Raw genomic sequence first — 13,870 nt, 5'->3', positions numbered from 1 at the left:
GGGGATTAAACGGCAATGGCCGGCTCGGCGACGGGACAACCACCACACGGTATGCGCCGGTCAGGGTGAAGACGCCCGACCGCAAAACCTACCCGGACCTGCCAGCGGACTTCACCTACCTGCAGGTCAGCGCCGGAGGCGATCATTCCCTGGCCCTGGGCAGCGACGGCAACGCCTACGCCTGGGGATGGAACTACTATGGCCAGCTCGGCGACGGGACAGGCAGCAGCCGGTACACGCCGGTCAGGGTGAAAACGCCCGACCGGAAGACCTACCCGGACCTGCCAGCGGACTTCACCTACCTGCAGGTCAGCGCCGGAGGCGCTCATTCCCTGGCCCTGGGCAGCGACGGCAACGCCTACGCCTGGGGATACAACGGCTATGGCCAGCTCGGCAACAACAGCTACAGCTCTTCGTCTGTTCCTGCGCGCGTGCGCGACCCCGCCAGCCCCGGGGACGCGAGCAAAGGATTGCAAGCCGTACAAGTCAGCGGCGGATACCATGATTCGCTGGCCGTGGGCAGCGACGGGAACGCCTGGGCATGGGGATACAACACCTATGGCCAGCTCGGCGACAACAGCACAGACAGCAAGTCGGTTCCTGTGCCGGTGTCGTTCAACCTGGCTCTGGTGATCACCGGCGTCAGGTTCGACCAGACCCCCGTATCAGGCCTGACGCGCGGCGACAGCAATAGTGTCACCGTGACCACGCCCGCACACCAGCCGGGCACGGTCACCGTCAGCGTCGACTACACGCTGGGCGGCGCACCCCAAACGCCCGACACTTCCCTCCGATACACGTACCTGCCCGCAGGCATGCTCCCCAAGGCAGGCGGGGAAGGCATCCTGCTCGCCCTGGCCACCGGCATGACCGGCATGGGCGGGGTCCTGGCCTCACGCCGCCACCGGCAGGAAACACGCCGACTGGTTCACGCTTCGCACGAGTAAGAGCGGCCGGGCGGCGTATCAATCCCCCAGCCCCCGGCCCATCAAGGGGGAGCAGGCAGGACAAGTGCCACTTAAAGGCTCAACCCCAAGAGAGCCCGACACTTCCCTCCCGCGCCCCCACCACACTTCCGCAGGCAGCAGCCGAGGACAGGCATGCACGCCCAGATTCTGAAAAATGGAGAGGAACAGAGAAACACAGACAGGCCGATATATGAAGCTTGCAGCACTCAGCCCGGCCGCTGTTTATCCATTCAGACATGTGTCGTATCAACTTGTTCAATTTCTTTGGCAAGTGGCCTTTAAATCCAACCGATCTCAAAATACGTGACCAGACTCACATTGTTCATGCACTTTGTCCTAGGCGCGCTACAGGCACTTATCCTCAGCTTCTGAATCACTCGGTTCCCCTTGATTACCAGGTGTCCGCTCTCATCCCGTCCTGCAGGATAGGTGGGAAGCGGCTTCGCTACAACGCTGCGTCCGTTACGACTGGCCGGGTTTGCGAAAAGCAAGATTCAGCCGCCTTCGTGCGTTACCATGAAATTCCCTTCGGCACTTCGGCTCTCCTGCGGCCTCGATAGGCCGTATGCAACGGACAGAAGTGCGCAAAAGAAGGTCTAATATACGGGAGTAGAGGAGGCCGATTGGCTGGTATGGAGGTGATGGACCATATCACGCCATCCAATACCTTTCGCTTCCCGCAGCACCAACCGGTGGCTACAAGCCGCCCTGTTAGGATGTTGAGGATCAGCCATGCATTTCACAGTAGACAACCTTGAAGAGGTATTTCCCCTGGCAGAATTCATAGCCGATTCCTTCGGTCCCATGGCCGAGATTGTGGTGCATGACATCACCCGCCCGGAGAATTCCATCGTCTTCATCCGCAACGGCCAGCTCTCCGGACGCTCCCTGGGCGACGGGATTACGGACCAGACGCTCCAACTGGCCATACGGGCCGACCAGGACGGGGCCGACTTCGTCTCCGACTACCGTGGGCGCCGCCTGAACAAGCACGAGTTCCGCGTCTCCTCCTACCTGATCCGCAACCAGGAGCAGACCGTCATTGGGCTGCTCTGCATCAGCATCAACATCACGGAGCTGCAACAGGCCGCCCATGTGCTGCAGACCCTGTCCTCGATCGACTCCGACGATGTGCAGATCTCCACGGAGACCTCGCGCAGCCACATGAGTGAGGAGCCTGCGGAGAACATCCGTAGGATCACCAGGGATGAGGTCCGCCAGTTCAACATCCCCATGGACAAGCTGACCAAGCAGGACAGGCTGGACATCATCCGCAACATCAAGGACCGGGGCATCTTCCTCATCAAGGGCGCGGTGGGCATCGTCGCTCCCGAGCTCAAGATTTCGATCCCCACCCTCTACCGGTACCTGCAGGCCCTCAAATAGGGCCTAAAAAGTAAAACCTCCGGCGGCAGGAGAGGGGGGTATATTTCTGTGCCGCCGGAGGAGCTTTACAGCACGGCCGCCGCCACTGGCGACAACCGGAACGTGGTCACACAGACAGACCACGCAAGTATTTCATAGGTAAAAACAAGGAGACCACAGTTTCCTCAAGCTGTGATGCATTGCAGAATCAGCCAGGCTAGTTACGTGCCCTCATTGGCCTAGGCCTTTCTTCATGCTATCACCTCTTCAAGGATGCATCAGGTACTCCCGTTTCTGGCAGGTCCCCCGACCTGTTGCTAAGAGCAAATTATCACAAGGTCCCGGACATGCTCAACACTCCGTTCGCTATCCGCCATGACAACCGGCATTGCAGGCGCCAGACAGTGCGCAATTGAGCGGATACGACCACAGTAAGTGAGCCTGAACAGCAAACCTCAGTTGGATTGGTAACAATAATTTATTACCTAAATTCCTGCTAGGGGAATCAGGGATAATTCAGCAGGTGGGTTGGCTGCCAATCGCAGACTGAGAACTGTCCCTGAATGAAAGATAGGGGAGAAGGGAAAAAATCCAGGTGGGCGATGCAGGAATCGAACCTGCGACCCCTTCGGTGTGAACGAAGTGCGCTAGCCGCTGCGCCAATCGCCCGGATTGGGAAAGACCACCGAAGTGATCCTCGTGGGCGATACTGGATTCGAACCAGTGACCCCTTCCGTGTCAGGGAAGTGCGCTACCTCTGCGCCAACCGCCCGGGTCATTCTCGTTTCGAGAGAGAGGTGGGTACGAGAGTCGAACTCGTCTATACGGCTTTGCAGGCCGCTGCCTAACCGCTTGGCTAACCCACCGTATTGGTTAAACTGCTCGAAACCTCGAGCGGGCAACGGGACTCGGACCCGCGGTCTCGACCTTGGCAAGGTCGCGCTTTACCAACTAAGCTATGCCCGCACATTCAACTTTCACCGTGGTGGTGACTGCCGAAGCACGTTGCACTACTGTAGCGTAGACCTCCGCACTTGGCAAAAAGCGCGTGTCGCCGCGTCATAGAGCCACCCTCCGCTGATGGCAAAGCCGCGCAATACAAGGCTTCCTACCGGTAGGGTGAGAGGTATGAGTGAAGAAGCCAGGCAGCACTGCACCATGGTGGCCGCCTTCGATGGCTGGAACGATGCGTGCTCAGCCTCGACCAACGTCATCCGCCACCTGTTGAACGTCTACGAGTCCCACGAGATCGGCAGCATTCCGGGCGACGGGTTCTACGACTACCAGATGTCACGGCCCATGCTCTGCCATGTGCAGGGTCGGCGGCGGATCATCTGGCCCTCTGCCAAGATCTACCGGGTGCGGATTGATGACACCCACACCCTCCTGCTGGAGATGGGCCCGGAGCCCAACTACCACTGGAGCGACTTCTGCCGGCGCAGCATCCACTGGGCCGAAGACGACGAGGCGGAGGCCATCATCACCCTGGGTGCCATGTTCGCCGACTGCCCCCACACCAGGCCCCTGCCCATCGACGACCTGGCCGGCGACCAGCCCAAGACCGACACCGACGGCCATTCCGGCCCCATAGGCATCCCCACCGTCCTGGATGCCCTGGCCACCCAGGACGGCTACAGCACCGAGTCCATCTGGGTCTCCGTGCCCCAGTATCTGGGCAGCGACGAGTGCGCCCAGGGCACCCTGCAGCTGCTGCAAAGGCTCTCGGCCATGCTTGGCGTCCACCTTGACGAGGGGGAGCTGCCCCGCAAGGCCGCCGAGTGGAAGGCCCAGGCCGGCATGCTGCTGCGCTGCAACGACGACCTGGCCAACTACGTCCACCGTCTGGAGATGGATGTGGACCAGGCCCAGGTGGACGAGCCGGCCGCCGAAGAGCTGGTCCGGGAAGCCGAGGATTACCTGCGCTCCATGGGCAACAAAGGCCCCTCCTTGTCTGAGTGACGACCTAGGCTGTGGCTCGATAACCATGTCCAGCCTGCACCCTGTAACGCGGGCTCCGATAGCAAGGACGGCATTCATGACACAGTCGAGCATCTCCATCATCGTCAAGGGCGAACGGAAGGAGGTGGCGGCCGATCAGACTGGCGTCCAGCTTTTTGCTGACGACAAGGACATCATCGCCGTCGACCTCAACGGGCAGCCGCGCGACCTCTACACACCCCTGCACGAGGGCGACAAGGTCGAGCCCATCACCCTGGAGAGCGACCAGGGGCTGGCCATCATGCGACACTCGGCCACCCACGTCATGGCTCAGGCCGTCCAGGAGATCCGCCCGGACGCCAAGCTGGGCATCGGCCCGGTCATCAAGGACGGCTTCTACTACGACTTCGACGTGGACAAGCCCTTCACCCCCGACGACCTCAAGCAGATCGAACAGCGGATGAAGCGGATCATCAAGTCCTCCCAGAGCTTCCGTCGGCGCGTGGTCACCGAGGAGGAGGCCCGCAAGGAGGAGGCCGACCAGCCCTACAAGCTGGAGCTGATCGGGGCCAAGGAGGCCGAGATCAACAGCGAGGAGGCCACCGAGGTGGCCACCGGCGGCGAGCTGACCATGTACGACAACCTGGATCGCGAGGGCAACACGGTCTGGAAGGACCTCTGCCGGGGCCCCCACCTGCCCAACACCCGCTACATCCGCTCCTTCAAGCTCATGCGCACGGCCGCCGCCTACTGGCGCGGGGACGAGAAGAACCCCATGCTCCAGCGCATCTACGGCACCGCCTGGGCCAACAAGGACGACATGAAGGCCTACACCGCCCGTCTGGAGGAGGCCGCCCGCCGCGACCACCGCAAGCTGGGCGCCGAGATGGACCTCTTCTCCTTCCCGGACGAGATCGGGCCCGGCCTGCCCGTCTTCCACCCCAAGGGCGCGGCCGTCATCAACGCCATGGAGGACTACTCCCGGCAGATGCACCGGCGCAACGGCTACTCCTTCGTGCAGACCCCCCACATCACCAAGGGTCACCTCTACGAGATCTCGGGCCACCTGCAGTGGTACAAGGACGGCATGTACCCGCCCATGCACCTGGATGAGGAGAAGGACGCCAACGGCAAGGTCACCCGCCAGGGCTTCGACTACTACCTGAAGCCCATGAACTGCCCCATGCACAACCTGATCTTCAAGTCTCGCCAGCGCTCCTACAAGGAGCTGCCCCTGCGGCTGTTCGAGTTCGGCACCGTCTACCGCTACGAGAAGTCCGGCGAGGTCCACGGCCTGACCCGCGTGCGCGGCCTGACCCAGGACGACTCCCACATCTACTGCACCCGGGACCAGATGAAGGGGGAGCTGACCAACCTGCTCCAGTTCGTGCTCAAGGTCTTGAAGGACTTCGGCCTCAACGACTTCTACCTGGAGCTGTCCACCAAGGATCCCAACAAGTTCGTCGGTTCCGACGAGGTCTGGGAGGAGGCCACCGACACCCTGGCCGAGGTGGCCAAGGACTCCGGGCTGGAACTGGTCGACGACCCCGAGGGCGCCGCTTTCTACGGGCCCAAGATCTCCGTGCAGGCCCGGGACGCCATCGGGCGCACCTGGCAGGTCTCCACCATTCAGCTGGACTTCAACCTGCCCGAGCGCTTCCAGCTGGAGTACATCGCCGCCGACGGCTCCCACCAGCGGCCGGTCATGATCCACCGGGCCCTCTTCGGCTCCATCGAGCGCTTCTTCGCCATCCTGCTGGAGCACTACGCCGGCGCCTTCCCGGCCTGGCTGGCCCCCGTCCAGGTGCAGGCCGTGCCCGTGGCCGACGAGTTCGCCCCCCACCTGGAGCACCTGCTGGACCAGCTGCGCGACGACATGGTCCGCTGCGAGATCGACCGCTCCGACGACCGCTTCGGCAAGAAGATCCGCAACGCGGCCAAGTCCAAGGCCCCCTTCATCCTGATCGCCGGCGAGGAGGATGCCTCCAAGAACGCGGTCTCCTTCCGCTTCCGCGACGGCAGCCAGCTCAACGGGGTGCCCGTGGAGCAGGCCCGCGGCTGGATCAACGAGGCCATCAAGGTCCGTGCCCAGATCAACTCGGCGGACGACTTCCGAGCGAACACCTCCTGCAGTCAGGACTGACCGATGTTCGAGCATCTACGACGCCCCTGGAAGCGCATCATCGCCCCCATCGCCCGCGGCCTGGTTCGTCTGGGCGTGAGCGCCAACGGTGTCACCATCAGCGGAGCCGTAGGCACCACCCTGGTCGCCATCGCGACCGGGTTCACCGGCTGGCTCCTGCCCGGGGCCATCGTCCTGGCCATCCTGGTGGCCTTCGACTCCCTGGATGGGTCCGTGGCCGCGCTGACCGGCGGTGGCACCCAGTTCGGGGGCTTCCTGGACTCCACCCTTGACCGGATAGCCGACTGGGCCGTCCTGGCCGGGGTCATCATCTTCTTGCGCCGCCACGAGCTGGCCTGGGTGGCCGATGGCAGCCATCAGGGTCCCGACATCTGGGCCCAGGTGGGCATGGCTGCAGCCCTTTTCGCCATCATGACCTCCTTCGTCACCTCCTACGCCCGGGCCCGCGCCGAGGCCGAGGGCTTCGAGGCCAAGAACGGCATCGCCACCAGGTCGGACCGGCTGGTCATCATCCTGGTGGGCATGGCCCTGACCGGTGCCGGGCTGCCCTTGGCCGTGCTCAGCTGCTTCCTGGTCCTGCTGGCTCTGCTGGGCATCGTCACCGTCTGGCAGCGGATCAGCCACGTCGCCAAGGACATGGGCCGCAACCCGCAGCCCGCCAATCCCAACCACGAGTGAGCCTATGCCGGACCGACTGCTCATCTTTCTGGCGCAGCACGCGCGTCTGGTGCCCGAGGGGCTGCTGCGCGGCCTCTTCCTGGCAGCGGCCGACCTCTGCTGGCTGTTCCGGATAGGCGGCGTCAGACAGCTGGAGCGCAACCTGGCCCATGTCATGCCGGAGGCCGACCGTCGCAGCCTGCGGCGCACCTCACGCCAGGGCATGCGCTCCTACTTCGTCTACTTCGTCGAGGCCCTGACCGTGGGAGCCCGCACCAAGGAGCAGCTGCTGGCGCGCATACACGGCGGCGGCAGCGCCTACCCGGATCCAGCCAAGAGCGACATCGGCCTGCGATCCCTGCCCATCGGCATGGGCCACCAGGGCAACTGGGACTACGCGGGCTTCTGGGCCTGCTCCACGGTCGGCCAGGTCACCACGGTGGCCGAGCGGCTGCGAAACCAGGGCATGCTCAACACCTTTGCGGACATCCGTCGCCGCCTGGGCATGAACATCCTGCTGACCGGTGAGCCGGACATCACCGGCCGTCTGACGACCCTGCTGCGGAAGCCTGACCAGGTGGTGCCCCTGCTGGCCGACCGTGATCTGAGCCGCCGAGGCGTCTTCGTCAAGGCCTTCGACTCCTGGATTCGCGTGGCTGCCGGACCTGCCGTCATCGCCTTGGATGCCCATCTGCCCCTGTATACCGTGAACATGCACAGGGAAAGGCTGACGGGGGAGCGCCGTCGGCAGGCCAAGGCCCCCTACGGCTATGTCTGCCAGGTGGACGGGCCCATCCCCATCGAGCCCTACCTGGACATGCCCCGGGAGCAGGCCATCAACGACCTGACCCAGGCCTGGGTGGACCAGTGGGCCCAGGGCATTCGCGAGCATCCCGAGGACTGGCACATGCTCCAGCCGATTTTCCTCGAGGATCTGGATCTTTCCCGGATGCACGACCTGCCGGACTTCATCCTGGCCCAGGCATCCGAGAACAAGGGAGGTGACGGGCATGAAGGCACCCGAACAAAGGCCTGAGCGGGAGCCGGAGCGGGCCGCCATCAAGGCGCCTCTGCGGGTGGGGATCATCTCGCCCTACTCCTTCGAGACCCCGGGGGGCGTCCAACTGCACATCCGCGACTTCGCCAGGCATCTTATGGAGCGCGGCCACCAGGTGCAGGTTCTGGCCCCGGGCCGGCGCACCCAGGACATGCCCCTCTGGGTGCATACCACCGGCTCCTCCTTCTCCATTCCCTACAACGGATCCGTGGCCAACCTGAGCTACTTCGGCGTGGCCGGCCACAAGACCCGGCAGTGGGTCAGGCAGGGCCACTTCGACATCCTGCACCTGCACGAGCCCGAGGTGCCCTCCCTGAGCCACAAGCCCCTGCGGCCCGGATTCATTCCCTGCCCCTATGTGGCCACCTTCCATGCGGCCTTCGATACGACCCCGCTGGCCCTGAGGCTGACCCGGCGCTACCTGCGCCGATACCTGGCCAACATCAGCCAGGCCATCTTCGTCAGCCCCTCGGCCATGCAGAACGCCCGGAACCTGCTGGAGCCGGGCATACCCAGCCAGATCATCCCCAACGGCATCGAGACCAGAGCCCTGCGCAATGCCCGGCCGCGCCCGGAATGGCAGGGGAGCGAGCGGGAGCCCACCATCGGATTCCTGGGACGGATGAAGGAGGAGCGCAAGGGGTTCAGGATTCTGGCCCAGGCCGCACCTGCCATCCTGCAGCGCGTGCCCGGAGCCCGCTTCCTGTGTGCAGGTGACGGCCAAACGGAGGCCCGGGAAATACTCGAAGCCGTCGATCCCGGACTGGCCCGGCACTTCACCTTCCTGGGCCGGATAAGCGACGAGGACAAGGCCTCCTTCTACCACAGCCTTGGCCTGTATGTGGCTCCGCAGACCGGGGGAGAGAGCTTTGGCATCGTGCTGGTCGAGGCCATGGCGGCAGGCTGCCCGGTGGTGGCCTCGGACCTGCCCGCCTTCGAGGATGTCTCCCAGAACGGGCGCAGCGCACGCCTGTTCTCCAACGGAGACCCCGAGGACTGCGCCCGGGCGGTCCTGGGCCTGCTGGACGACCGACCTGCCCGCCTGGACCTGGCCTCGTGCGGAATGCGTCGGGCCAGCGACTACGACTGGGAGCGGGTCACCGACCAGGTTCTGGATGTCTATGCCCGGGCCCTGGCAGCCAGGCCCGATCATCGCCGTGGCCTGCTGGGCAGGCTGGTGGGCCGGAAGGCTGGTTCTCCTTGCGATGAAGCCCCCACGAAAGGGCCTGAAAACCCGTAAAATTGTCGAAGAGCGGAACTAGAATTCCATTCGTTTACGCATTCGTACCGTCAGGAGACATATGTCAGGGCATTCGAAGTGGGCGACCACCAAGCACAAGAAAGCAGCCATCGACGCCAAGCGTGGCAAGCTCTTCGCCAAGCTGATCAAGAACATCGAGATCGCCGCCCGCACCGGCGGCGGTGACCCCGACGGCAACCCCACCCTCTACGACGCCATCGTCAAGGCCAAGAAGTCCTCCGTGCCCGCAGACAACATCACCAGGGCCGTCAAGCGCGGCTCGGGCGAGGAGGCCGGAGCGGCCAACTACGAGACCATCGTCTACGAGGGCTACGCTCCCGCCGGCGTGGGCATCATCATCGAATGCCTGACCGACAACCGCAACCGCGCGGCCGCCGAGGTCCGTTCCACCCTGACCAAGGGCGGCGGCTCCCTGGCCCAGAACGGGTCGGTCAGCTTCAACTTCGAGCGCAAGGGCCAGATCATCGTCCCCTCGGAGGGCCTGGACTACGACACGGTCTTCGAGAAGGCCGCCGAGGCCGGTGCTGAGGACGTGCAGGACAACGGCGAGAGCTACACCGTGCTGACTGCCCCCGGCGACATGGTCACCGTCCGCAAGGCCCTGCAGGACGCGGGCATGGACTACGACTCCGCCGATCTGGTCCTCAACCCCAAGAGCGAGGTCACCCTGGACCTGGACTCCGCCCGCAAGGTCTCCAAGCTGATCGACAACCTGGACGACCTGGACGACGTGCAGGAGATCTACAGCAACTGGACCGCCCCCGACGAGGTCATGGCCCAGTTGGACGACGAGTGACCCTATGATCGTTCTCGGCGTCGACCCGGGGCTCACCCGATGCGGCGTCGGCGTCATTGAAGCCGGTGCATCGCGCCGGCTTTCCTTTGTTCATGTGGACGTCGTGCGCTCAGACCCCGAACAGAGCCAGGACCTGCGGCTGCTGGCCATCTACCAGGGGCTGACGGCCGCCCTGGACCGTTTCAGCCCTGACGTGGTGTCCATCGAGCGGGTCTTTGCCCAGTCCAATCACAACACCGTGCTGGGAACCGCCCAGGCGGCGGGGCTGGCCATGCTGGGGGCGGCGCAGCGGGGGATCCCCGTGGCCCTGCACACCCCTACAGAGGCCAAGATGGCCGTGACCGGCAACGGGCAGGCCGACAAGATCCAGGTGCAGCGGATGGTGGCCCGCATCTTGGGGCTCAACCAGCTGCCCAAGCCCGCCGATGCTGCCGACGCTCTGGCCCAGGCCATCTGCCACGCCCTAAGGCCCGCCGGCGCCATCCAGGGCGGGGAGCGCGAGGAGCATCTGACCCAGGCCCAACGGCAGTGGGCACAGGCCTCCGCCAAGTACGGCAAGCATCGGGGAGTCCAGCGAGACATGTAAGCTGATTCGAACAGACGTTCGATTTCATCGAGGGGTGATCAAGTGCTGGCAATGCTGACCGGGCGGGTGGCCGCCATCGAAACGGGCTCCGCCGTCATCGATGTTTCGGGGGTGGGGTTCGAGGTGCGCATGCCCCAGTCGGACCTGGCCTCCATGCGGGCCGAATCCACGGTCACTGTCTACACGGCCCTCTCCCTGACCCAGGACGCGCTGACCCTCTACGGATTCCTCAGCCGCACCTCCAAATCCCTCTTCGCCCAGCTGCAGAAGGTCAGCGGCATCGGGCCCCGCGTGGCCCTGTCCATCCTCGCCACCCTGAACTCGGACCAGCTGGCCCAGGCCGTGGCCGACGGCGATGCTGCGGCCCTGTCCCGGGCGCCTGGCCTAGGCAAGAAGGGCGCTCAGAAGATCATCCTCGAACTCTCCGGCAAGCTGGATCTGGATGCCGGCACAGGCAGGCAGGGACCCGCCCAGACCGACGATGGCGCCCATCAGGTGGTGGAGGGGCTGATCTCCCTGGGTTGGCTACAGCGTGATGCCGAGCAGGCCGTGGAGCAGACCTGCAGCGAGGGCGGCTACTCCCTGCCCCTGCAGTCGGCCGACATTCCCAAGGTCCTCAAGCAGGCCCTGACCCGGCTGGACAGGGGGCGCTGACCCATGGCTGACAAGCAGATGTCTACGGGGTACATCGACTCCCAGAATGGCGACGCCCAGGAGGAATCCCTGCGGATGGTCTCGGCCCGACCCATCGAAGGCGAGCCGGTCAGCGACGAGGAGCTGCGTCCGGAAACCCTGGAAGGGTTCATCGGTCAGCCCCGGCTCAAGGCCCAGCTGGGACTCTTCCTGAAAGCCGCCAAAAAGCGTGACGTGGCCCCGGATCACATCCTGCTGGCAGGCCCCCCAGGCCTGGGCAAGACCACCCTGGCCATGATCGTCGCCCACGAGCTGGAGGTGCCCATCCGGGTCACTTCGGGCCCGGCCGTCCAGCATGCCGGCGATCTGGCCTCCATCCTGAGCTCACTGGAGGCCGGCGAGGTGCTCTTCATCGACGAGATCCACCGTCTGCCCAGGGCCGCCGAGGAGCTCCTCTACATCGCCATGGAGGATTTCCGGGTGGATGTCATGGTGGGCAAGGGCCCAGGCGCATCCTCCATTCCGCTGACCCTGCCCAGGTTCACGGTCATAGGCGCCACCACCCGCGAAGGCATGCTGCCCTCGCCCCTGCGGGCCCGGTTCGGCTTCACCGCCCACCTGGACTTCTACCCGGAGGAGGAGCTGGAGAAGCTGGTCGAGCGGTCGGCCAAGGTCCTGGGCATCGTCCTGCAGGATGACGCCGCCCATCAGCTGGCCCTGCGCTCCCGCGGCACGCCCAGGATCGCCAACCGCCTCCTGCGCCGGGTGCGCGACTGGGCCATAGTCCACGATCTTGACCAGGTCGGCCCTGACGATGTCAAGCAGGCCCTGTCCCTCTACCAGATCGACTCCGAAGGGCTGGACCGTCTGGATCTGGCCGTCCTCAAGGCCATCGTCAACAGTTTCGACGGCGGTCCCGTGGGCCTGAACAACCTGGCCGCCATGGTGGGCGAGGAGGCCGAGACGGTCGAGACGGTCTGTGAGCCCTATCTGGTGCGCGAGGGCTTCCTGGTACGCACCCCGAAGGGGCGTGTGGCCACCACCAAGGCCTGGGAGCACCTGGGCCGCAAACCGCCCGAGGATGTCATGAAGCTGTTCTAGACTGGGGTCTTCGCAGCAATGCATATCGCCGTTTGATACCCGCCGAAACAAGGAGTGGAAACAGCCATGGGATCCATGATTTTCATGATCGTCATCATCGCCCTGATGATCGCCATGATGTGGGGAAGCTCCCGCAAGAGCAAACAGCAGCAGGCCGCGGTCCAGGACTTCCGCCAGTCCCTGCAGCCCGGTGACGAGGTAGCCACCACCACAGGCCTTCTGGGCAAGGTCGTCTCCGTGGATCTGGAGAAGGAACAGGTGGTCATCGACTCCGAGGGTTCGCAGTCCCGCTGGCGCATCCAGGCCATCACCAAGCCGCCCATCGTCCCGGCCTACATCCACGATGACGAGGTTGACGAAAACGGCAACCCCCTGCCCGAGGACGCGGATGCGCCCGCTGAGGTCACCGCCGCTGAAGAAGACGACAAAGCCAGCGACAATGCCGACGGTGAGGAAACCGCCGCCGATGATGCTGCCGCCCAAAACTCTGCCGCCTCAGAAGGCAAGGATGATGCCGAGGCTAAGTCGGATACCCAGCCGGAGCCTGAAGACGAATCGGACAAGGAAAAGACTGCGGAGAAGTCCGATGACACTGACGAATCGGATGCGTCCAAGGCTGCCAAGGCTTCCAAGACTTCGGATTCGACTTCTGCCAAGTCCTAAACCTCATACGCGCGCCACACCTCCCGTCAGGCTGACTCCGAACGGAAACGCGGCGCGCGTATGATGGCCCCGCAACCACTTCCAAGGAGCAAAACAGAAAGAAGATCATGGCTCAATCGGACGATATCAAGGTTGGAGAACTTAAGCAGGTGGGCGATGAAGACGCCGCTTATCTGATCTCATTGATCCGTACCATTCCGGACTTTCCCAAGAAGGGGATCCTTTTCAGGGACTTCATCCCCGCCATGTCGGATCCCAGAGGGTTGGCCATCATCCTCGACGCCATGAAGCGCACCCTGCCCGTTAAGCCGGAGGACTTCGACCTGGTGGCCGGGCTTGAGGCACGCGGCTTTCTGATCGGCCCCCAGCTGGCCACCGATCTGGGCAAGGGCTTCCTGCCCATGCGCAAGGCCGGCAAGCTTCCCGAGCCCACCTACAGCCAGGAGTATGCCCTCGAATACGGCAACGCCCGCATCGAAATCGAGCAGGGCTCCCTGCGCCCTGGCCAGCGGGTCCTGATTGTCGACGACCTGATCGCCACCGGCGGTTCCGCCCAGGCAGCAGCACGTCTGGTGGAGCAGGCCGGGGGCCAGGTGGCTGGTTTCAGCTTCGTCATGGAGCTCAACGGTCTGGACGGTCGCAAAGCCCTCGGTGCCTACCCGGTCACCTGCCTGATGAACATGCCTGCCTGAGCACGATTGG

12 protein-coding genes, 4 tRNA genes and 1 pseudogene are annotated in these 13,870 nt (G+C 64.2%); 13 read left to right on the top strand and 4 right to left on the bottom strand.

Annotated features, from left to right (window positions below; genetic code table 11):
• Positions 1-947 (top strand): annotated as a pseudogene (locus H3T92_RS07610) (InlB B-repeat-containing protein); the annotation flags it as partial.
• A 753-nt stretch (positions 948-1,700) separates the two neighbouring features.
• Positions 1,701-2,354, top strand: coding sequence for a helix-turn-helix transcriptional regulator (locus H3T92_RS07605; RefSeq protein ID WP_198189737.1), 654 nt, complete (start codon positions 1,701-1,703; stop codon positions 2,352-2,354).
• A gap of 575 nt (positions 2,355-2,929) precedes the next feature.
• On the opposite strand, the gene H3T92_RS07600 is transcribed toward H3T92_RS07605, so the two are convergent.
• From H3T92_RS07600 to H3T92_RS07585, 4 genes are all read right to left on the bottom strand, one after another.
• Positions 2,930-3,002: transfer RNA gene (locus tag H3T92_RS07600), tRNA-Val, on the bottom strand.
• 31 nt (positions 3,003-3,033) lie between these two features.
• Positions 3,034-3,105 (bottom strand) — tRNA-Val (locus tag H3T92_RS07595).
• 23 nt (positions 3,106-3,128) lie between these two features.
• A tRNA-Cys gene (locus H3T92_RS07590) sits at positions 3,129-3,199 on the bottom strand.
• A 27-nt stretch (positions 3,200-3,226) separates the two neighbouring features.
• A tRNA-Gly gene (locus H3T92_RS07585) sits at positions 3,227-3,299 on the bottom strand.
• 162 nt (positions 3,300-3,461) lie between these two features.
• On the opposite strand from H3T92_RS07585, the gene H3T92_RS07580 reads away from it, so the two are divergent.
• The 11 genes from H3T92_RS07580 (at position 3,462) to H3T92_RS07530 (ending at position 13,860) form a co-directional block, all read left to right on the top strand.
• Complete coding sequence (locus H3T92_RS07580; RefSeq protein ID WP_045924425.1) at positions 3,462-4,292, top strand: PAC2 family protein; 831 nt, start codon at positions 3,462-3,464, stop codon at positions 4,290-4,292.
• 76 nt (positions 4,293-4,368) lie between these two features.
• The gene (thrS, locus tag H3T92_RS07575) at positions 4,369-6,414 is read left to right on the top strand and encodes a threonine--tRNA ligase (protein WP_198189736.1); all 2,046 of its coding nucleotides are present in this window, start codon (positions 4,369-4,371) and stop codon (positions 6,412-6,414) included.
• Positions 6,415-6,417: 3 nt separating this feature from the next.
• Entirely contained in the window at positions 6,418-7,092 is a 675-nt protein-coding gene (pgsA, locus tag H3T92_RS07570; RefSeq protein WP_198189735.1) for a phosphatidylinositol phosphate synthase, read from the top strand.
• 4 nt (positions 7,093-7,096) lie between these two features.
• Complete coding sequence (locus tag H3T92_RS07565; RefSeq protein ID WP_198189734.1) at positions 7,097-8,107, top strand: phosphatidylinositol mannoside acyltransferase; 1,011 nt, start codon at positions 7,097-7,099, stop codon at positions 8,105-8,107.
• Positions 8,082-9,368 (top strand): glycosyltransferase family 4 protein, encoded by a 1,287-nt coding sequence (locus H3T92_RS07560; protein ID WP_198189733.1) that lies wholly within the window; start codon positions 8,082-8,084, stop codon positions 9,366-9,368. Before H3T92_RS07565 ends, H3T92_RS07560 begins: the two co-directional genes overlap by 26 nt.
• Positions 9,369-9,429: 61 nt before the next feature.
• A complete protein-coding gene (locus tag H3T92_RS07555) occupies positions 9,430-10,185 on the top strand; it encodes a YebC/PmpR family DNA-binding transcriptional regulator (RefSeq protein WP_144085973.1) in 756 nt (251 codons plus the stop codon).
• A gap of 4 nt (positions 10,186-10,189) precedes the next feature.
• Positions 10,190-10,771 carry a crossover junction endodeoxyribonuclease RuvC gene (ruvC, locus tag H3T92_RS07550; RefSeq protein WP_045924420.1) on the top strand — a complete coding sequence of 194 codons (582 nt, stop codon included), beginning with the start codon at positions 10,190-10,192 and terminating at the stop codon, positions 10,769-10,771.
• Between the two features lie 42 nt (positions 10,772-10,813).
• Complete coding sequence (gene ruvA, locus H3T92_RS07545) at positions 10,814-11,425, top strand: Holliday junction branch migration protein RuvA (RefSeq protein WP_198184166.1); 612 nt, start codon at positions 10,814-10,816, stop codon at positions 11,423-11,425.
• A gap of 3 nt (positions 11,426-11,428) precedes the next feature.
• Positions 11,429-12,505, top strand: a complete 1,077-nt coding sequence (gene ruvB / locus H3T92_RS07540) for a Holliday junction branch migration DNA helicase RuvB (protein WP_232342017.1) — start codon at positions 11,429-11,431, stop codon at positions 12,503-12,505.
• Positions 12,506-12,571: 66 nt separating this feature from the next.
• Positions 12,572-13,168: a preprotein translocase subunit YajC gene (locus tag H3T92_RS07535; RefSeq protein ID WP_198189732.1), complete on the top strand. Its 597-nt coding sequence runs from the start codon at positions 12,572-12,574 to the stop codon at positions 13,166-13,168.
• Positions 13,169-13,275: 107 nt separating this feature from the next.
• Positions 13,276-13,860 carry an adenine phosphoribosyltransferase gene (locus tag H3T92_RS07530; RefSeq protein ID WP_198189731.1) on the top strand — a complete coding sequence of 195 codons (585 nt, stop codon included), beginning with the start codon at positions 13,276-13,278 and terminating at the stop codon, positions 13,858-13,860.
• Positions 13,861-13,870: the final 10 nt, after the last annotated feature.

The organism is Bifidobacterium sp. W8112, assembly GCF_016101425.1.
In the GTDB taxonomy this organism is placed as follows: Bacteria; Actinomycetota; Actinomycetes; order Actinomycetales; family Bifidobacteriaceae; genus Bombiscardovia; species Bombiscardovia apousia.
The sequence above is the reverse complement of the archived record's forward strand: the minus strand, read 5'-3'. Positions and strand labels throughout refer to the sequence as shown.